The sequence below is a fragment of the Stenotrophomonas sp. YJH_SMC_119 genome (assembly GCF_059368315.1).
The window spans coordinates 78,679-97,395 of the sequence record NZ_JCAFRP010000014.1; the positions used below are offsets into that span (position 1 = coordinate 78,679).

Genomic DNA, 18,717 nt, shown 5'->3' on the forward strand with positions numbered 1-18,717 from the left:
ATCCGTCCTCAGGCGCGGTCGCCAAAATACTCGCGGCACCACTGCACGACGGGGGGCAACCCTTCTTCGATCGGGGTCACCGCGTCGAAGCCGAATGCGTCATGGGCGCGCCGGGTATCGGCCATCGTGCGCACCATGTCGCCCGGCTGCATCGGCTTGTAGACCTTCTGCGCGGGGCGACCGGCGGCCTGCTCGATCACGCTGATGAAGCGCTCCAGCTCGACCGGCGTATGGTTGCCGAGGTTGAACACCCGGTGCGGTACCGGACCATCGGCCGGATGCGCGAGCGCGCCGAGGATACCCGACACGATGTCGGAGACATGTGTGAAATCGCGCTGCATGCGGCCCTCGTTGAACACGTCGATTGGCCGCCCGGCCAGCACCGCGCGCGAGAACAGCAGCGGTGCCATGTCCGGCCGGCCCCACGGGCCATACACGGTGAAGAAGCGCAGGCCGGTGGCATGCAGGCCGTACAGCTGCGCGTAGGTGTAGGCCATGAGCTCGTTGGCCGCCTTGGTCGCCGCGTACAGCGAGCGCGGCTGGTCCACGCGCTGGTCCTCGGAGAACGGCGGCGTGGCCGAATCACCGTAGACCGAGCTGCTGGAGGCATACACCAGGTGCTGCACGCCACGGTGACGGCACAGTTCGAGCATGTTGACGAAGCCGACCAGGTTGCTGTCGACGTAGGCGTGCGGGTTTTCCAGCGAATAGCGCACGCCGGCCTGCGCGGCCAGGTGGATCACCGCAGTCGGCTTCACCTCGTCGAACAGTGCCGCCAGGCCCTGCTGGTCGGTCAGGTCCAGGGTGCGCAGGTCCAGCGCCGGGCACAGCGCAGCCACGCGGTCGCGCTTGATCTGCGGGTCATAGTAGTCGTTGAAGTTGTCCAGGCCGACCACGGGCTGGCCGGCCTCCAGCAGCGCGCGGGCGGTGTAGGCACCGATGAAGCCGGCAGCGCCGGTGAGCAGGATGGTCATGACAGGGGCCTGGAAACGAAGTTCAGGCCCCTGATGTTACCGGTCTCAGAACAAACCGAAACGCTTCTTCGCCACGTTGGTGCGGCCGGGTTCGATCACGTCCTGGATGTTCTTCGCATCGAAGCGGTCGAGCAGCACCTCGGCGCCCTTCCTCAGCTTCAGGTCCATCTCTTCCGGGTACAGCGGAACCAGGCTCATGAAGCTGATGGTCCTGCCGTCCTCCAGCGCCAGCGTGGCGAAGTCCTCCGGGGCGGTCACCGGCGACAGCACGATGGCACCGTCGAAACCCACGCCCGGCGCGTAGGGCTCGCTGGGATGGCCGTTGGGAATGGTGTGGCCGAAGCCCAGCCAGGTGTCGTACTCGTGCGGCAACCGTGCCATGCCCTTCAGCAGGCGCACCGGCCAGTAATTGCGCTCGTCCTCGAAGGCGTCCTGGGAGATCGGCCAGTCGGCCGGCAGGGTCACCATCAGTTCCATGTAGCGCGGCACGTCCGCGTCCACCTCGGCGGGCACGGTCATCGGCAGGTCGCTCATGCCGGAGGTGACCAGGCGCAGGTACGGGCAGTGGTCATTGGCCGGCACCACGTGCACGTCGATGTGCACCAGATCGGAGATGATCTCGTGGAAGACACCGGACACCGGGCCCAGATGGCGTTCGAGGTGGGCGCTGATCGCCTCGATGTGCTGTTCTTCGCCGATGGCGGGCACGAAGTCCTTTTCGCGGCGATGTACCAGTATCTGGGTGCCGTCCGGGCTGACGTCCTCGTATTCGTTGCTCATGTCCTGTTCCCTGGATGAGGCCACGGACCGGAGAGCAGTGCATCCCCGGCACGCGCGGCGGTGCGTTCCCTGTCATCTGCAGGACGCGGCGGGAACAGGCCGCACCCCCTGGCGCTGCGCCGGGCTCAGCCCTGGCGCGTACGCAGCTTTTCCAGCACGCCGTCCAGGGTATCCAGGTCGGTGTAGTGGATGATCAGCTTGCCCTTGCCGCCCCGGCCGTGGTTGATCGCCACCTTGGCACCCAGTGCTTCGGACAGTTCGGTTTCCAGCGAGGCGATGTCGGCCTGCTGCACCTTCGGCGTCGCCACCGGGCGGTTGCTCGGCACCTTGCCGGCCGCGAAGGCCTGCGCACGGCGCTCGACCTCGCGCACCGACCAGCCTTCATCGGCCGCTTCCTGCGCCAGCTTGCCAGCCAGCTCGGGAGCCAGGGTCAGCAGCGCGCGGGCGTGGCCCATTTCCAGGCGGCGGGTTTCCAGCAGCAAGCGGATCGCCACCGGCAGCTCCAGCAGGCGCAGCAGGTTGGACACCGCCGCGCGCGAGCGGCCGACGGCCTCGGCGGCCTCGGCATGGGTCAGGGTGAACTCGCTGATCAGGCGCTGCAGCGCCTCGGCTTCTTCCAGCGGGTTGAGGTCTTCGCGCTGGATGTTCTCGATCAGCGCCATCGCGATGACGGTGCGGTCTTCCAGCTCGCGCACCACCACCGGCACTTCGTCCAGGCCGGCCAGCTGCGATGCGCGCCAGCGGCGCTCACCGGCGACGATTTCGTAGTTGCCTGCCGGCAGCTGGCGCACCAGGATCGGTTGGATCACGCCCTGCGACTTGATCGAGTCGGCCAGCTCGGAGAGCTTGCCCTCGTCCATCTCGCGGCGCGGCTGGTACTTGCCCGGCTGCAGCTGGCCGACCGGCAACTTGCGCAGCACTTCACCCGGCAGCGGCTCAATCACCGCGGTGGTGGCCTGCACCTGGCTGACCGCGCCTTTCGGGCCCAGCAGCGCGTCCAGGCCACGGCCGAGGCCTCGCTTCTTGGCTGCCGGCTTGCTGCTGGTCATCAGACGGTCTCCACGGCCTTGGCGGCCTTGTTGCGTTCGTTGTTGCGGCGGATGATCTCGCCGGCCAGGCCCAGGTAGGCTACGCCACCGCGCGAGGCGCGGTCGTAGCCGACGATGCTCTGGCCATGGCTGGGCGCCTCGGCCAGGCGCACGTTGCGCGGCACGATGGTGCGGAACACGCGGTCGCCGAAGTGCTCGGTGAGCTCGGCCGACACTGCGTTGGCCAGGTTGTTGCGCACGTCGAACATGGTGCGCAGCACGCCTTCGATCTCCAGCGCCGGGTTCAGGCTGGTGCGCAGCGCTTCGATGGTTTCCACCAGCGCGCTCAGGCCTTCCAGTGCGTAGTACTCGCACTGCATCGGCACGATCACCGAATCGGCGGCGGCCAGCGCGTTGAGCGTCAGCAGCGACAACGCCGGCGGGCAATCGATCAGGATGTAGTCGTACTCGTCGCGGATCGGCGCCAATGCGCGCTTCAGGCGCTGCTCGCGCTCGCTCTGGCCCATCAGCTGGATCTCGGCGGCGGTCAGGTCGATGTTGCCCGGCAGCAGGTCGTAGCCTTCGGCGGTCTGCACGCGCACATCGGCGGCGCTGTTCTCGCCCAGCAGCAGATCGCAGGTGGAGGCCGCCAGCTCACGCTTGTCCACGCCGCTGCCCATGGTCGCGTTGCCCTGCGAGTCCAGGTCGACCAACAGCACGCGCTTGGGTGCGTTGGCCAGGGAAGCGGCCAGGTTGACGGCGGTCGTGGTCTTGCCGACGCCACCCTTCTGGTTGGCGATGGCGATGATGCGGGCCATGCGGGTGTGCCTCGTCGACGGATGGTTGGGACCGGTCATTATGCGTACAACCGGCCCCTTGCGGAAATCGTGGATCGCCAACCCGTTGTTCCACAAAGGGCTGGCGGCGGGAATCAGGGACCTGTAACGGTGACCAGGTGGCGTTCGCCGGCCAGGCCGGGCACGCTCAGCGGGGTCACCTCACGCACCTGCCAGCCAGCCGGCAGTTCCGCGATCTCCTCATGCGGGTAGACGCCCTTCATGGCCAGCAGCACGCCACCGGGGCGCAGCAGATGGCCACCGACGCGGACGATGCCAGCCAGGGTATCCATTGCGCGCGCGGTCAGCTGGTCGTAACGACCGGCCTCGTCCAGCGCTTCGGCCCGCGATTCGGCCACGCGGGCGTTGCCCAGGCCGAGCTGGCGCACGGCCTCGCGCATGAAGCGCGCCTTCTTGCCGTTGCTCTCCACCAGGGTGACCTGCAGGCCCGGGCAGGCGATCGCAAGCGGGATGCCGGGCAACCCGGGGCCGGTACCGAGGTCGGCCAGGCTGCCATCAGCCACGAACGGCTGCATCGCCAGCGAATCGAGCAGGTGGCGGGTAACCATCTCCTGCGGGTCGCGGATGGCGGTGAGGTTGTAGGTGCCGTTCCAGCGGTGTAGCAGGGCCAGGTAGCGCAGCAGCGGCGGCGCCAGCGCGGCGTCCAGGCCCATGCTGGCCAGGCCCTGTTCCAGCGTGGCAGCCACGCTGGCGGGAAGTGGGTGTTCGCTCATGCCGACATTATCGCCGGTTTTGCGCGCTGATTCCCCGCTTCAGTGCGGATACCAGGCCAACGCCGCACGGAACTGGCCGGTGGCCTGCCATTCGTGCAGGTGCCAGCGCGCGGCCTCGCCCAGTTCCGGGTCGCACCAGCGCAGGTGCAGGGCGCCATCGGCCCCCGGCGCCAGCTGCAGGCGGTGCAGCCCGAACGAGATGCCCTGCCCGTGCGCCTTCAGCATCGCTTCCTTGGCGCACCACACGCGGAAGAACCAGTGCTCGCGCCCGGCCTCGTCCAGGCTTTCCAGCCAGGCCACCTCCTCGGGGTGGAAGAAGCGCTGCACGATCTCCAGAAGGCGGGCCCGCGGCCGCAGCAGCTCCAGGTCCACGCCCAGCCGCACACCTTCGCCCAGCGCCACCAGCAGCACCTCGCCGCTGTGGCTCCAGCCGGTGCCGTAGTGGGCCAGCGCACCGGCCAGTTCCGGCCGGCCCTTGTCGTCGCGCACCAGCGGCAGGGCGTCGGGTTCGCCGCCCAGCGCCTGCGCCAGCACCTGCCGGGCCTGCGGCTCACCGCGCTGGCCGGGCACATGCGGGCAGCGCCAGACCGTCACCGGGCCGAAGCGCCAGGGGCCGTCGAGGGTGGCTGGCAGGCTCATCCGCACACGCCCGTCACGGGATTGCACGACGGTTTCACGGCGCTGCGGGTCAACTGGTCCCCGTCCCTTCCCCCTACAGAGGTCACGTTCATGGGCATCATCATCTGGCTGATCGTTGGCGGCATCGTGGGCTGGCTGGCCAGCATCATCATGCGTCGCGACGCCCAGCAGGGCATCATCCTCAACATCGTGGTCGGCATCGTCGGCGCGCTGATTGCCGGCTTCCTGTTCGGCGGCGGCATCAACGATGCCATCACCCTGCGTACGTTCCTGTTCTCGCTGATCGGCGCGGTGATCCTGCTGGCGATCGTCAACCTGTTCACCCGCAAGAGCATACGGTGATCCGAGGGTAGCGCCGGCCACTGGCCGGCAGATGTTCCAGAACGGGCCCGGCAATCGTCGGGCCCTGTTCTTTCAACCGATCTGCACCCAGGCCGGCGCATGGTCGCTCGGGCGTTCCCAGGTGCGCGGCTCGCGGTCGATGCCCGAGGCCACCGCGCTGCCCTTCAACGCATCGGAGACCAGGGTCAGGTCGATGCGCAGGCCCAGGTTGCGGCGGAAGCCGGCGGCACGGTAATCCCACCAGCTGAAGGTGCCCGCCTCGTCGTTGTGCAGGCGGAAGCCATCGTGCAGACCCAGCTGCAGCAGCTTGTTGAGCGCGCCGCGCTCGGCGGTGGAGGTCAGGATGTGGTTGTCGTTCCACACCTCCGGGTCGTGCACATCGCGCGCGTCCGGGGCGATGTTGAAGTCACCCATCACGATCAGCTTCGGATGGCGCTGCAGTTCCTGCGCGATCCAGGCATGCACCGCTTGCAGCCAGCGCAGCTTGTACTCGTACTTGTCGGTGCCGACGTCCTGGCCGTTCACCACATACAGGTTGATCACCCGCAGGTCGCCGAAGGTACCGGCGATGACGCGCTTCTGCTCGTCCTCGAAGCCGGGGATGCCGATCTGCACGTCCTGCGCCGGCTCACGCGACAGCAGCGCCACGCCGTTGTAGGTCTTCTGGCCGGCGAACACGCTGCGGTAGCCCGCGGCGATCAGCGCCGAATCGGGGAACTTGTGGTCCTCCAGCTTGGTTTCCTGGATGCCGACGATGTCCGGGCCGAAATCCCTGAGCCACTGCTCCAGGTGCGGCAGGCGGACATTGAGCGAATTGACGTTCCACGAGGCGATTTTCATGCCGGCATTCTACCCGGGCCAGCTTTGGTAGACGCCAGCCTTGGTTGGCGCACGGCCCCCGCGTGCCAACCAAGGCTGCCACCCACCGGTAGTGCCGGCCGCTGGCCGGCAACCCCATGAACCGCCGGCAAGACCCCGCAGTTGCCGGCCAGCGCCCGGCACTACCGAAGCAGCAGCTTCAACAACCCCGCAATCTTCGAATACGGCGGCCGCAGCCGGTCGCTGGCCGCCCAGCGCGACTGCCACAGCACCGGCAGCCGCTTGCTCATCGCATCGAACCCGGCGCGGCCGTGGTACGCGCCCATGCCGCTGGCCCCCACCCCGCCAAACGGCAGGCCATCGGCGGCGAAGTGCAGCAGCGTGTCATTCACCGTCACCCCGCCGGCCACCACCTGGCCGAGGATGCGCTCCACCGTGGCCGTGTCATGGCTGAAGGGGTACAACGCCAGCGGCCGGTCGCGCGACAGCACATCGGCCAGCGCCGCTTCCAGATCCGGGTAGGCACGCACGGGCAGGATCGGCCCGAAGATCTCCTCGCGCATCAGGTCCAGGTCGTCCGGCGGGTCCAGCACCACGGTCGGCACCAGCAAGCGCTCGCGGTCGGCGCGCGCCGCGTCCACCTGCGCCAACGGGATCACCGGCACGCCACGTTCGCGCGCCTGCGCCAGATAGCCCTGCAGGCGCTGGTACTGGCCCTCGTTGATGATGCGTGTGTAATCGCCGGCATCGCTGAAATCGCCATAGCGCTCGCGCACCTGCTGCTGCAGCGCCTGCACGAACTCGCGCTGGCGCGCGGTGTCGATCAGCACGTAGTCCGGCGCGATGCAGGTCTGCCCCGCATTGAACCATTTGCCGGTGGCCAGCCGCGCAGCGGCTTTTTCAAGTGGAAAGTCGCTGCAAACGATCGCCGGCGACTTGCCGCCCAGTTCCAGCGTGACCGGTACCAGATGCTCGGCCGCGGCGGCCATCACCTTGCGGCCGACGGCCGTCGAGCCGGTGAACAGCAGATGGTCCAGCGGCAGCGAAGACACCGCAGCCGCCACGTCCGCCCCACCCTGCACCACCGCCACCCGATCGGGCGGGAACACACTGGCCAGCAGATCGGCCAGGAACGCACTGGTGCGCGGCGTGTGTTCCGAAGGCTTCAGCAACACGTGGTTGCCGGCGGCAATCGCGGTGGCCAGCGGCACCAGCGCCAGCGTGACCGGGTAGTTCCAGGGCGAGATCACCCCGACCACGCCCAGCGGCGTCGGCCGCAGCTGCGCGCGCGCTGGCCACAACTTCCATCCCGCCGATGCCCGCTGCGGCTTCGACCAGCGCCGCAGGTGGCGACGCAGGTGGTCGATGGCCGACAGCACGCTCATGCCATCGGCCAGCTTCGATTCAACGTGGGCGCGATGGCCGAAGTCCTCGGCGATGGCCTGGGCCATTTCGTCCAGGCGCGGCTTCAATGCTTCGCGCAGGCGGCGCAGGTCGGCTTCGCGCTGGTCGGGCGAAGGGCGCTGCGACTGCCAGGCGCTGCGCAGGGTGTGCAGGAGGGCGGGAAGGTCTTCCGGCGTAGTGGTGGTCATGGGCCGACTATACGGGGTGCTGCGCAACCCAATGGTAGTGCCGGCCGCTGGCCGGCAACCTCATGAATCTCCGCGGACATAAAGCCGTTGCCGGCCAGCGGCCAGCACTACCGGAATGCGAGCCGAGTGGGCATGCCCCACAAACAGAAAGGCCGCGGTCTGCACCGCGGCCCCTGAAATCCGGTGGGTGCCGACCGTTGGTCGGCACACCGGTTACTTGGTGATATCCACGTCCTTGGTCTCACGCAGGAACAGGCCGCCGATCACCACCGACATCAGCGCGATGATGATGGGGTACCACAGGCCGTAGTAGAGGTTGCCGGTACCGGCCACCAGCGCGAACGAGATCGCCGGCAGGAAGCCACCGAACCAGCCGTTGCCGATGTGGTACGGCAGCGACATCGAGGTGTAGCGGATGCGGGTCGGGAACAGTTCGACCAGGTAAGCGGCGATCGGGCCGTAGACCATGGTCACGTACAGCACCAGCAGCCACAGCATGAAGATGGTGCCGGCGATGTTGATGCGGGCGCCATCGGCCTTGGCCGGGTAGCCGGCGGTGGTCAGGGCGGTCTTCAGTTCCGCACTGAACGCGTCAGCCTTGGCCTTGCCTTCTTCCTTGGTCAGGCCGGCCGCCTCATACGAGGTGACGCTGGCGCTGCCCACGTTCACCATCGCCAGCGAACCGGCGGCAGCGGGCTGTACGTCGTACGGCACACCAGCCTTGGTCAGCGCGGCGGTAGCCACGTCGCAGGAGCTGGTGAACTTGCGCAGGCCCACCGGATCGAACTGGAATGAACAGGTGTTCGGATCGGCGACGACCAGCGCCGGCGAGGATGCACGCGCTTCTTCGATGGCCGGGTTCGCGAAGTGGGTCAGGCCCTTGAAGATCGGGATGTAGGTGATGGCCGCCAGCAGGCAGCCGGCCAGGATGATCTTCTTGCGGCCAATGCGGTCGGACAGCCAGCCGAAGAAGATGAAGAACGGCACGCCCAGCGCCAGCGCGGCCGCGATCAGCAGGTAGGAGGTGGTGGCATCGACCTTCAGCATGCTGCTGAGGAAGAACAGCGCGTAGAACTGGCCGCCGTACCAGACCACGGCCTGGCCGGCCGCCGCACCGAGCAGGACCAGCAGCATCAGCTTCAGGTTGCCGCCCTTCAGGCTGTCACGGAACGGCGTCTTGGAACCCTTGCCCTCGGACTTCATCTGCTGGAACAGCGGCGACTCGCTCAGCTGCAGGCGGATCCACACCGACACGCCCAGCAGCAGGATCGAGACCAGGAACGGGATGCGCCAGCCCCAGGCTTCAAAGGCTTCATTGCCCAGGAAGTAGCGGCAGGCCAGGATGATCAGCAGCGACATGAACAGGCCGAGCGTGGCGGTGCACTGGATGAAGCTTGTGTACAGGCCGCGCTTGTCGTCCGGCGCGTGCTCGGCGACGTAGGTGGCGGCACCGCCGTACTCGCCGCCCATCGCCAGACCCTGGGCCAGGCGCAGGATGATCAGGATCACCGGTGCGGCGAAACCGATCGAGGCGTAGTTGGGCAGCACGCCAACCAGGAAGGTCGAGATGCCCATGATCAGGATGGTGACCAGGAAGGTGTACTTGCGGCCGATGCGGTCGCCGAGGCTGCCGAAGAAGGCCGCGCCGAACGGACGCACGAAGAAGCCGGCGGCAAACGCCAGCAGGGCGAAGATCATGCCCGTGGTTTCATTGACGCCGCTGAAGAACTGCTTGGCGATGATGGCCGCGAGCGAGCCGTACAGGAAGAAGTCATACCACTCGAAGACCGTGCCGAGGCTCGAGGCGAAGATGACCTTCTTGTGGCCCTTGGTCAGGGTGCCCGCTTTATGTGCGGTGCTGGGTGTACTGGACATGGGACGCTTCCCCTCCGAAGCAATCGTTGTTGGTGGGTGCCGACCGTTGGTCGGCACTCAATTCGGTAGATGCCGACCTTGGCCGGCACCCCATCTCGGTAGGTGCCGACCTTGGCCGGCACCCCATCTCGGTAGGTGCCGGCCGCTGGCCGGCACGCTCTTAGAAGCTGTACTTCGTGGTGAACTGCAATCGGGTGATGTCACCCTTGTTGCCGTTCTCCACTTCGCGACGGCCGTACATCAGTTCGGCGCCGATATCGACCTTGGGCAGCGGCGAATAGAAGATGTTGCCGCGGATGCTCTGCACGCTCTTGGTCACCAGCGGGCCCAGGATGCTGTCGTTGTCGTAGTCGCTGCGCGCATAGATCAGGTTGGTGCGCAGCTTCGGCGAGAACGCATGCCGCCAGCCCACGTAGCCGGCCAGCACGCCGGTCGGGTTGAGCTCGTCGCGGGCCACGTCGTAGGCGCTATCGGCGGTGATGCCCAGGCCGATGTAGCGGGCGATGCCTTCGCCGCCGGTCAGCTGGTAGTGCAGCGAATCGCTGTCACCCATCACCCATTTGCCGCCCAGGGTCAGGCCGCCAGCCACCTTGTCGGCCTTGGCGCCGGTGGCCTGGTTGTCGACCTTCAGCTGACGGACGATGCCGCCGACACCGAAGGTGCCCCAGTCACCCTTCCAGCCATAGCGCAGGGTCAGGTCAGGCAGGCTGCCACGGTCGGAGTTGGCGCTGGTGTTGGTCCAGGCGCCGGTGACCGGGTTGCGGGTACCGGTGAGGGTGGTGGTTTCCGGGTTTTCCAGCGCGACGCTGAAGCCGCCCTGGGTGTAGCGCACCTGGGCCTGGCGCACGAAGATCACACCATCGGTGGGGCCGACGAAGTCGACCGCTTCGGGCAGTGCGGCCGCGTCCATGAAGTTGGACCAGGTCTGGCCGGCCATCCAGTTGTTCCAGTACATGTAGGCGTGGCGCAGGGTCACACCGTAGGTATTGGTGGCGGTCTGGTTGCCCAGCGAGTTGCCGAAGAAGTCCATCTCGAAGAACGCACCGGCCTTGTTGCCCGATTCGCTCACGTTGTCGATGCCCAGGTTGAAGCGCGAGAACTTGGCATGGGCGTTGAAGTCGGTGCCCGAACGCTTGCCGCTGCCGCCGGCGCCTTCCACCGGGGTCTGGCCCGGCAGGTACAGCGAGCGGCCGGTGGCGTCGTCGGCCAGCTGGCCATCGCTGGTCTGGGTGGCCAGGAAGTCGGCCTTGATGAAGCCGCCGATCTTGACCGTGGTGCCCGGCGCCGCGCCCGGGGTGATGGTGGTGACCTGGATCGGCTGCTTGCCGGCCGGCACCGAGGCAACCGGCTTCTGCCCGGCCTGCACCGTGCGGACTTCGGTCACCGCCTGCTGGGTCTGGCTGATCTGGGTCTGTTGTTGTTGCTGCGAAGACAGCAGCAGCTGGACCTGGCGTTCCAGTTCGGCAACGCGTGCTTCCAGCGCTTTCTCTTTGGCGGTCTCAGCGAACGCCATGCCCGGTGCGACCAGGGCGACCAACAGGCAGGCCGCCAAAGGTGTGCGCACGGCTTTCAACGTACGGTGGCTCATGTTGCCCTCTCTCCCAAGTGGCAAGGTGATGCCGCGCGTGGGGCACGGTCGAGCCGAGACTGCGGGGCGATTATGTATAGCGGCTATTCGCCATTGGTCGAACCCGGCCCTGCTGGGCGCTCACTTTCGACCATGGTCTAACCAGAGTGGTGACGCGGCCGGGGGTGGATGGGGCAAACTGAAGGGGATCGGTCGCTGCGATGCTGCGACCGCACATACAAAGTCAACGTGCAAGTGAGGGTGCCATGGCTGATATCTACCCCGTCGATCCGCAGTTCGCCGCCAAGGCACGCATCGACAAGACGTCGTACGAACAGCAGTACCAGGCTTCGGTGACCGACCCGGATGGTTTCTGGGGCAAGGCCGCCGAGCGCCTGCAGTGGATGCGCAAGCCGACCAGGATCAAGAACGTCAGCTACGACCTGTCCGACTTCCACATCAAGTGGTTCGAAGATGGCGAGCTCAATGCCAGCGTGAACTGCCTGGATCGCCAGCTGGAAACGCGCGGCGACAAGACCGCCCTGCTGTTCGAGCCCGATGGCCCGGATGCACCGGCCCAGCACGTGACCTACCGCGAGCTGTACGAGCGCACCTGCCGCCTCGGCAATGCACTGCGCAATCTCGGCGTCAAGAAGGGCGACCGCGTCACCATCTACCTGCCGATGATCGTCGATGCCGCCGTAGCCATGCTGGCCTGCGCGCGCATCGGTGCGATCCACTCGGTGGTGTTCGGTGGCTTCGCGCCGAACTCGATCGCCGACCGTGTCAGCGACTGCCAGAGCAAGCTGATCATCACCGCCGACGAGGGCCTGCGCGGTGGCCGCAGGATTCCGCTGAAGGCCAACGTCGATGCCGCGCTGAAGCTGCCGGGCACCAATACCGTGGAAACCGTGCTGGTGGTGCGCCACACCGGCGGTGCGGTGGACATGCAGGCCCCGCGCGACCGCTGGTTCCACGATGTGGTGGACAGCCAGCCGGCTACCTGCGAGCCGGAACGCATGAACGCGGAAGACCCGCTGTTCATCCTCTACACCTCCGGTTCCACCGGCAAGCCGAAGGGCGTGCTGCACACCACCGGCGGTTACCTGCTGTACGCGGCCTACACCCATGAAGCGGTGTTCGACCTGCGCGAGGACGACGTCTACTGGTGCACCGCCGACGTCGGCTGGGTCACCGGCCACAGCTACATCGTGTACGGGCCGCTGGCCAACGGCGCGACCTCGCTGATGTTCGAAGGCGTGCCGAACTACCCGGACACCTCGCGCTTCTGGAACGTCATCGACAAGCACAAGGTGACCATCTTCTATACCGCCCCGACCGCCATCCGTGCGCTGATGCGCGAAGGCGAGGAACCGGTGAAGAAGACCTCACGCGCGTCGCTGCGCCTGCTCGGCAGCGTCGGCGAGCCGATCAACCCGGAAGCCTGGCGCTGGTACTACGAGGTGGTCGGCGACAGCCGCTGCCCGATCGTCGATACCTGGTGGCAGACCGAGACCGGCGGCATCCTGATCTCGCCGCTGGCCGGCGCGATGGACCTCAAGCCGGGGTCGGCCACCCTGCCCTTCTTCGGCGTGCAGCCGGCGCTGGTCAATGCCGATGGCGAGATCCAGGACGGCCCGACCGAGGGCAACCTGATCATCCGTGATTCCTGGCCGGGCCAGATGCGCACGGTGTACGGCGACCACCAGCGTTTCATCGATACGTATTTCCGCACCTACCCGGGCAGCTACTTCACCGGCGACGGTTGCCGCCGCGACGAAGACGGCTACTACTGGATCACCGGCCGCGTCGACGATGTGATCAACGTGTCCGGCCACCGCATCGGCACCGCCGAGGTGGAAAGCGCGCTGGTCTCGCACCCGAAGGTGGCCGAAGCGGCCGTGGTCGGCTTCCCGCACGACGTGAAGGGCCAGGGCATCTACGCCTACGTCACCCTTGTGGCCGAAGAGGCACCGAGCGACGAGTTGCAGAAGGAACTGGTTGCCTGGGTGCGCAAGGAGATCGGCCCGATCGCCACGCCGGACCACCTGCAGTGGGCGCCGGGCCTGCCGAAGACCCGCTCGGGCAAGATCATGCGCCGCATCCTGCGCAAGATCGCCGAGAACGCGCCGGACCAGCTCGGCGACACCTCGACCCTGGCTGATCCGTCGGTGGTGGCGTCACTGGTGGACGAGCGCAAGGTGCGCTGATGTACGACCGGGGTCGGATCCCTTTCCGCAAGGAAAGGGCTCTGACCCCATCTGCTTTCCCCCACGGTTCCCCCCGACCATGACCACCCTCCTGATTGCCGATGACCACCCGCTGTTCCGCGAAGCCCTGCGCGGCGCCGTGCAGCGGGTCATCCCCGGCGTGCAGCTGTTCGAGGCCGACAGCGTGGAAGCGCTGTATGCGCTGGCCGACCAGCACAACGACGCCGACCTGGTCCTGATGGACCTCAACATGCCCGGTGCGCAGGGTTTCAACGCGCTGGTGCACATGCGCTCGCTGCATCCGCACCTGCCGGTGGTGGTGGTATCCGCGCGCGAAGAAGCCACGGTGATGCGCCGCGCGCTCGACCACGGCGCGCTGGGCTTCATTCCGAAGTCTGCGGATTCGGACACCATCGGCCACGCACTGGGCACCATCCTCGATGGCGAGACCTGGGCGCCGCCGGAAGCGCACAACGTGCCGCCCACCGAGCGCGAGGAACGCGAAGTCGGCCAGCGACTGCGCGAGCTCACCCCGCAGCAGTTCCGCGTGCTGCAGATGCTGGGCGCAGGCCGCTTGAACAAGCAGATCGCTTACGACCTCAACGTCTCCGAAGCGACGATCAAGGCCCACGTCACCGCCATCCTGCGCAAGCTGGGCGTGACCAACCGCACCCAAGCCGTGCTGATGGCCGGCAAGCTGGCGATCGACGACGACGCCATCGTGCTGCCGCCGGAAGAAGATTGAGGTAGTGCCGGCCGCTGGCCGGCAGTCACCTGGAACGCCTGAAAACGCTCTGGTAGGTGCCAAGCTTGCTTGGCACGCTCTCGCCGTGGCGCATGCCGGCCAGCGGCCGGCACTACCCGGCACCGTTGCGCTCACGATATAGCCATCGCTATACAAACCAGCCCTGCCTGCGCGTTTCGCTGCAAATGCGCCACGCGCGAATCGCGATGCTAAGCTTCGCGTCCCCTTGGGGAGTAGCCGGATTCCTTCGCAGGAATCGTCCACGTCAACATACTCGGCCGGTGCGCCGTGGCGTGGACAACCATGATGGTTGGCGAGACCAGCGGCCCGCGCGCGCAACGTCAGGTTGGGCGCGAGCGCAGGCCGTGCGTCCGTCCTGGCCCGACCTCAGCCGCTGTCCATGTCCCCCATTTCGATCCTCCTGATCGGCTTTGCCATGTCCACCGATGCCTTTGCCGCCGCGATCGGCAAGGGTGCGGCCATGCGCAAGCCGGTGTTCCGCGATGCCTTGCGTGCCGGCATCATCTTCGGCGTCATCGAAGCGATCACGCCCATCATCGGCTGGCTGCTCGGCCGCGCCGCGCTGCAGTACGTGGAAGCTTTCGACCACTGGATCGCCTTCGGCCTGCTCGGCGCGCTGGGCATCCACATGATCTACAACGGCCTGCGCCCGGACAGTGCCGAGGAAGACGAGGACCCCTCGCAGCACCACGGCTTCTGGAAGCTGGCGCTGACCGGTTTCGCCACCAGCATCGATGCGATGGCGGTGGGCATCGGCCTGGCCTTCATGGACGTGCATATCGGCGTGATGGCCGCGGTCATCGGCCTGTGCACGCTGACCATGGTCACCGCCGGCATCATGCTCGGCCGCGTGCTGGGCAGCATGGTGGGCAAGCGTGCCGAGATCATCGGTGGCGTGATCCTGGTGATCATCGGTGCGACGATCCTGTACGAGCACCTGCACGGCGTGGGGTAACGCTTCCGCGATTACGTGGTTGCCGGCCAGCGGCCGGCACTACTGCGCGTCGCGCAGCGCGCCGAGGAAGGCGCGCAGCGAGGCCGGCTTGATCGGCTTGGTCAGCACGCGATAGCCACGTTCGCGTGCCATCCGCTTCAGCTCGTCGCGACCATCGGCGGTCAGCAGCGCACCCGGCAGCGGGTAACCGGCGGCTTCGCGCAGGGCCACCAGGGCGTCCAGGCCATCCATGCGGTCGTGCAGGTGGTAGTCGACCAGCATCACCTGTGGCCGTTCGGCCACTTTCTCCAACGCCTGATCCACCGTCGATGCCGTGATCACCTGCACCTGCCAACGGCCGAGCAGTGCGCGCATGCCGTCGAGGATCTCCTCGTCGTTGTCCACGCACAGCACGCGCAGGCCCGCCAGCGAATCGCTGCGCACCGGCGCGGCGACGGCCTGTACCGGCGCGGCCAGTTCGGTGTAGCCCGGCAGCGGTGCGACCCGCGGCAGGATGATCGAGAACATCGATCCCTTGCCGACCCGGCTGCGCGCATTGAGGCGATGGTCAAGCAGGCGCGAGATGCGCTGGCAGATCGACAGGCCCAGCCCCAACCCCTGCTCACCCCAATCGAACGGTTGCTGGTAGCGGTGGAACTCGTCGAAGATCTGCCGCATGTGGTGCTCGGGAATGCCGGGCCCGGTATCCCAGACCTGCAGCTCCACTTCGTCGCCGCGCTGGCGCACGGCCAGCACGATGCGTCCCTGGCGCGTGTAGCGCAGCGCATTGGCCAGGAAGTTCTGCAGCACGCGGCGCAGCAGGCGGCGGTCACTGCGCACCCATGCCGGGCGTGCGAACAGGTCCAGGCGCAGGCCACGGCCGGCGGCGACCGGGGTGTACTGCGCAGCCAGTTCGCGCATCAGCGCGCTCACGTCGAATTCGCCGATCACCGGGTGCAGGCCGCCGGCGTCCAGGCGCGATACGTCCAGCAGGCCATCGAGCAGTTCTTCAGCCGCGCGCAGCGATGCATCCACGCGCTCGGCCAGGTGCTTCTGCTCATCGCTCACGTGATCGCTGTCGCGCAGCGCGGAAGCGAACAGGCGTGCGGCGTTCAGTGGCTGCAGCACGTCATGGCTGATCGCCGCCAGGAAGCGGGTCTTCGACTGCTGCGCGACCTCGGCCTCATGCGAACGCTCTGCCACGCGCTGTTCCAGCGTCTCGTTGGCTTCCAGCAGGGCCTTTTCCGCGTGCTTGTAGTCGGTGATGTCGTTGTAGCTGGTCACGTAACCGCCGCCGGGCAGCGCCTGGCCACGCATCTCGATCACCTTGCCATCGCTGCGGGTGCGCTCGAACACGTGCGGTGACCCCGCGCGCATGTAGCCGATGCGTCGGTTGATCTGCACTTCGATATCACCCTCGCCCAGCTCGCCGCGCTCGGCGTTGTAGCGGATCAGGTCGGCCACCGGGCGACCTACGTAGAGCATGCCGTCGGGGTAGCCGAACATGTCCTGGTAACGACGATTCCATGCGGTCAGGCGCATGTCCGGATCGACCACGCTGACCCCGGCGCTGATGTTCTCCAGCGTGGTCGACAGGATCTCGCGGTTGAAGCGCAGTTCCTGCCCGGCTTCGTCCAGCACCGCCACCACTTCGCCCAGGTCCATGCCCGAGCCACGCAGCAGGCTGGTCAGCAGCAGGCGCGCCGAGGCCGCACCAATCGACGCGGCCAGCAGGCGTTCGGTGAACTGCACCCACGGCCGGTCGGCCGGCGCCGAGGATTGCAGCTCGCGGCCCAGCGACTGTGCCTGCTCGAAGAACGAACGCCGCGCATGGCGCTCGCCGACCACGCGCGAGGCAAGTGCCAGCAGGTCGCCCACGTGCACATGACCGGGCCAGCCACCGGCTACCGACGGGCGCTCGGCATACGGGTCGAGGAACGGCGCGGCGCGCAGCCGCTCGTCCACACCGGGCCGCCAGCGTGCGGACACCAGCATCATCGTCGCCGCATTGACCAGCAGCGACCAGAACGTGCCATGGGTCAGCGGGTCCCAGCCGGTCATGCCGAACAGCTGCTGCGGGCGCAGCCATTCGATGCCGAACGGGCCATGCTGCACCCAGCCAGCATCGACCCAGCCGGCCATGGTCATCGCCGGCAGCAGCAGTGTGTACAGCCAGGTGGCGAAGCCCAGCAGCATGCCCACCTCGACACCACGCCGGCTCGCGCCGCGCCAGTACAGGCCGCCGATCAGCCCGGGCGCGAACTGCGCCACCGCCGCGAACGCCATCAGGCCGTACGAGGCCAGCGTGCTGTCGTTGCTGCTGGTGCGGTAGTAGCTGTACGCCATCAGCGCCAGCAGCAGGATCGCCAGGCGGCGGATCCACAGCACGCGCGAGGCAACGTCGGCGGCTTCCTGATGGTCGCCACTGCGACGCAGCAGCACCGGCATCACCAGGTCGTTGCTGACCATGGTGGCCAGCGCAATGGACGAGACGATGACCATGCCGGTGGCGGCGGAGAACCCGCCCACATAGGCGATCAGCGCCAGCGCGTTGCGGCCTTCGGCCAGCGGCAGGGCCAGCACCATCGAGTCGTCGGCGACGCTGCCGCCGGTGCCGAACAGGGTCACGCCGGCGGTGGCGATCGGCAGCACCATGCCGGAGATCAGCACCAGGTAGCCACCGAACATCCAGCGCGCGCGGCGCACGTCGCGCACGTCACCGCACTCGACCACGGCCACGTGGAACTGGCGTGGCAGGCAGATGATGGCCAGGAAGCTGAGCAGGGTCTGCGAGATGAAGCCCACCGGCGGCAGGCCGGTGAACAGCGTATGCACCGACTCGACCACCGCATCGGTGCGGTTGCTCAGCCACAGATACGCGAACACGCCCACGGCCAGCATCGCCAGCAGCTTGATCACCGATTCGAAGGCGATCGCCAGCATCATGCCGTGGTGGTGCTCGGTGGCGTCGACCTGGCGGGTGCCGAACAGGGTGGCGAACAGCGCCATCAGCAGCGCCACGTACAGCGCCGGATCGGTGAAGAAGCCGGTCGGGCCGCTGTTGCCGGTCAGCACCTGCAGGCTCATCGCCACCGCTTTGTACTGCAGGGCCAGGTACGGGATGATGCCGATCAGGGCGATGATCGCCACCAGTGCCGCCAACCGCCGCGAGCGGCCGAAGCGCGAGGAGATGAAATCGGCGATGGAGACCACGTTCTGGCTGCGGGCGATCAGCGCCAGGCGTTCGATGATGCGCCAGCCGAACAAAAGCAGCAGCAACGGACCGATATAGATCGGCAGGTAGCCGATGCCGTTGCGCACGGCGGTACCCACCGCTCCGTAGAAGGTCCACGACGAGCAGTACACGGCCAGCGCCAGGCTGTACACCACCGGCCGCAGCCACGGCCGATCGGGATACATCGGCCGGCGGTCGCCCCACCACGCCACGCCGAACAGCAGCGCGGCATAGGCAACCGAGACCAGCAGCAGGATCCAGCTGGAGACCACGCGTGCGTTTCCGTCGGAACAGGGGCCAGTAGATCACGACCGTTGGTCGTGAGGGTAGGTCATGGCGGTGGGTCACGACCGTTGGCCCGTCTGGTGGGTCACGACCGTTGGTCG

15 protein-coding genes and 1 riboswitch are annotated in these 18,717 nt (G+C 67.3%); of the genes, 4 read left to right on the plus strand and 11 right to left on the minus strand.

All coding sequences use genetic code 11. The features are described 5' to 3' along the window. Positions 1-8: 8 nt before the first annotated feature. From AC5P6S_RS17905 to AC5P6S_RS17930, 6 genes are all read right to left on the minus strand, one after another. On the minus strand, positions 9-974 hold the full coding sequence (locus tag AC5P6S_RS17905) for an NAD-dependent epimerase/dehydratase family protein (RefSeq protein WP_005411650.1): 966 nt from the start codon (positions 972-974) through the stop codon (positions 9-11). Between the two features lie 45 nt (positions 975-1,019). Next, positions 1,020-1,754 carry a suppressor of fused domain protein gene (locus AC5P6S_RS17910; protein ID WP_024957791.1) on the minus strand — a complete coding sequence of 245 codons (735 nt, stop codon included), beginning with the start codon at positions 1,752-1,754 and terminating at the stop codon, positions 1,020-1,022. Between the two features lie 125 nt (positions 1,755-1,879). Next, positions 1,880-2,803 (minus strand): ParB/RepB/Spo0J family partition protein, encoded by a 924-nt coding sequence (locus AC5P6S_RS17915; protein WP_005411652.1) that lies wholly within the window; start codon positions 2,801-2,803, stop codon positions 1,880-1,882. Continuing rightward, on the minus strand, positions 2,803-3,600 hold the full coding sequence (locus tag AC5P6S_RS17920; RefSeq protein WP_005411653.1) for a ParA family protein: 798 nt from the start codon (positions 3,598-3,600) through the stop codon (positions 2,803-2,805). The genes AC5P6S_RS17915 and AC5P6S_RS17920 overlap by 1 nt, the downstream gene beginning before the upstream one ends. Before the next feature lie 113 nt (positions 3,601-3,713). Next, a complete protein-coding gene (rsmG, locus tag AC5P6S_RS17925; RefSeq protein ID WP_012481632.1) occupies positions 3,714-4,352 on the minus strand; it encodes a 16S rRNA (guanine(527)-N(7))-methyltransferase RsmG in 639 nt (212 codons plus the stop codon). 39 nt (positions 4,353-4,391) lie between these two features. Then, positions 4,392-4,991 carry a 4'-phosphopantetheinyl transferase family protein gene (locus AC5P6S_RS17930; RefSeq protein ID WP_049397043.1) on the minus strand — a complete coding sequence of 200 codons (600 nt, stop codon included), beginning with the start codon at positions 4,989-4,991 and terminating at the stop codon, positions 4,392-4,394. A 90-nt stretch (positions 4,992-5,081) separates the two neighbouring features. On the opposite strand from AC5P6S_RS17930, the gene AC5P6S_RS17935 reads away from it, so the two are divergent. Beyond that, on the plus strand, positions 5,082-5,333 hold the full coding sequence (locus AC5P6S_RS17935) for a GlsB/YeaQ/YmgE family stress response membrane protein (protein ID WP_044571088.1): 252 nt from the start codon (positions 5,082-5,084) through the stop codon (positions 5,331-5,333). Positions 5,334-5,405: 72 nt separating this feature from the next. Here the strand turns inward: AC5P6S_RS17935 and xth are convergent, their stop codons facing one another. The 4 genes from xth to AC5P6S_RS17955 all read right to left on the minus strand — a co-directional run bounded on the left by xth (position 5,406) and on the right by AC5P6S_RS17955 (position 11,207). Next, on the minus strand, positions 5,406-6,173 hold the full coding sequence (gene xth, locus AC5P6S_RS17940) for an exodeoxyribonuclease III (RefSeq protein WP_495204696.1): 768 nt from the start codon (positions 6,171-6,173) through the stop codon (positions 5,406-5,408). Between the two features lie 161 nt (positions 6,174-6,334). Further along, positions 6,335-7,744 (minus strand): coniferyl aldehyde dehydrogenase, encoded by a 1,410-nt coding sequence (locus tag AC5P6S_RS17945; protein ID WP_043034417.1) that lies wholly within the window; start codon positions 7,742-7,744, stop codon positions 6,335-6,337. A gap of 213 nt (positions 7,745-7,957) precedes the next feature. After that, entirely contained in the window at positions 7,958-9,619 is a 1,662-nt protein-coding gene (locus AC5P6S_RS17950) for an MFS transporter (RefSeq protein WP_012481637.1), read from the minus strand. Positions 9,620-9,779: 160 nt separating this feature from the next. Beyond that, complete coding sequence (locus tag AC5P6S_RS17955; RefSeq protein ID WP_005411660.1) at positions 9,780-11,207, minus strand: DcaP family trimeric outer membrane transporter; 1,428 nt, start codon at positions 11,205-11,207, stop codon at positions 9,780-9,782. 245 nt (positions 11,208-11,452) lie between these two features. On the opposite strand from AC5P6S_RS17955, the gene acs reads away from it, so the two are divergent. The 3 genes from acs to AC5P6S_RS17970 all read left to right on the plus strand — a co-directional run bounded on the left by acs (position 11,453) and on the right by AC5P6S_RS17970 (position 15,117). After that, positions 11,453-13,396 (plus strand): acetate--CoA ligase, encoded by a 1,944-nt coding sequence (gene acs, locus AC5P6S_RS17960; protein WP_099524110.1) that lies wholly within the window; start codon positions 11,453-11,455, stop codon positions 13,394-13,396. 79 nt (positions 13,397-13,475) lie between these two features. Beyond that, on the plus strand, positions 13,476-14,141 hold the full coding sequence (locus AC5P6S_RS17965; protein ID WP_005411662.1) for a response regulator transcription factor: 666 nt from the start codon (positions 13,476-13,478) through the stop codon (positions 14,139-14,141). 222 nt (positions 14,142-14,363) lie between these two features. After that, positions 14,364-14,453: riboswitch (yybP-ykoY riboswitch) on the plus strand. 88 nt (positions 14,454-14,541) lie between these two features. Further along, positions 14,542-15,117, plus strand: coding sequence for a manganese efflux pump MntP (locus AC5P6S_RS17970; RefSeq protein ID WP_005414918.1), 576 nt, complete (start codon positions 14,542-14,544; stop codon positions 15,115-15,117). A 39-nt stretch (positions 15,118-15,156) separates the two neighbouring features. Here AC5P6S_RS17970 and AC5P6S_RS17975 read toward each other — a convergent pair whose 3' ends face one another. Next, positions 15,157-18,603, minus strand: a complete 3,447-nt coding sequence (locus tag AC5P6S_RS17975) for a hybrid sensor histidine kinase/response regulator (RefSeq protein WP_033835356.1) — start codon at positions 18,601-18,603, stop codon at positions 15,157-15,159. Between the last annotated feature and the right edge of the window lie 114 nt (positions 18,604-18,717).

Coding starts and splice junctions, on each gene's coding strand:
- AC5P6S_RS17905 (WP_005411650.1), bottom strand. CDS start 974: ATGACCATCCTGCTCACCGGCGCTGCCGGCTTCATCGGTGCCTACACC.
- AC5P6S_RS17910 (WP_024957791.1), bottom strand. CDS start 1,754: ATGAGCAACGAATACGAGGACGTCAGCCCGGACGGCACCCAGATACTG.
- AC5P6S_RS17915 (WP_005411652.1), bottom strand. CDS start 2,803: ATGACCAGCAGCAAGCCGGCAGCCAAGAAGCGAGGCCTCGGCCGTGGC.
- AC5P6S_RS17920 (WP_005411653.1), bottom strand. CDS start 3,600: ATGGCCCGCATCATCGCCATCGCCAACCAGAAGGGTGGCGTCGGCAAG.
- rsmG (WP_012481632.1), bottom strand. CDS start 4,352: ATGAGCGAACACCCACTTCCCGCCAGCGTGGCTGCCACGCTGGAACAG.
- AC5P6S_RS17930 (WP_049397043.1), bottom strand. CDS start 4,991: ATGAGCCTGCCAGCCACCCTCGACGGCCCCTGGCGCTTCGGCCCGGTG.
- AC5P6S_RS17935 (WP_044571088.1), top strand. CDS start 5,082: ATGGGCATCATCATCTGGCTGATCGTTGGCGGCATCGTGGGCTGGCTG.
- xth (WP_495204696.1), bottom strand. CDS start 6,173: ATGAAAATCGCCTCGTGGAACGTCAATTCGCTCAATGTCCGCCTGCCG.
- AC5P6S_RS17945 (WP_043034417.1), bottom strand. CDS start 7,744: ATGACCACCACTACGCCGGAAGACCTTCCCGCCCTCCTGCACACCCTG.
- AC5P6S_RS17950 (WP_012481637.1), bottom strand. CDS start 9,619: ATGTCCAGTACACCCAGCACCGCACATAAAGCGGGCACCCTGACCAAG.
- AC5P6S_RS17955 (WP_005411660.1), bottom strand. CDS start 11,207: ATGAGCCACCGTACGTTGAAAGCCGTGCGCACACCTTTGGCGGCCTGC.
- acs (WP_099524110.1), top strand. CDS start 11,453: ATGGCTGATATCTACCCCGTCGATCCGCAGTTCGCCGCCAAGGCACGC.
- AC5P6S_RS17965 (WP_005411662.1), top strand. CDS start 13,476: ATGACCACCCTCCTGATTGCCGATGACCACCCGCTGTTCCGCGAAGCC.
- AC5P6S_RS17970 (WP_005414918.1), top strand. CDS start 14,542: ATGTCCCCCATTTCGATCCTCCTGATCGGCTTTGCCATGTCCACCGAT.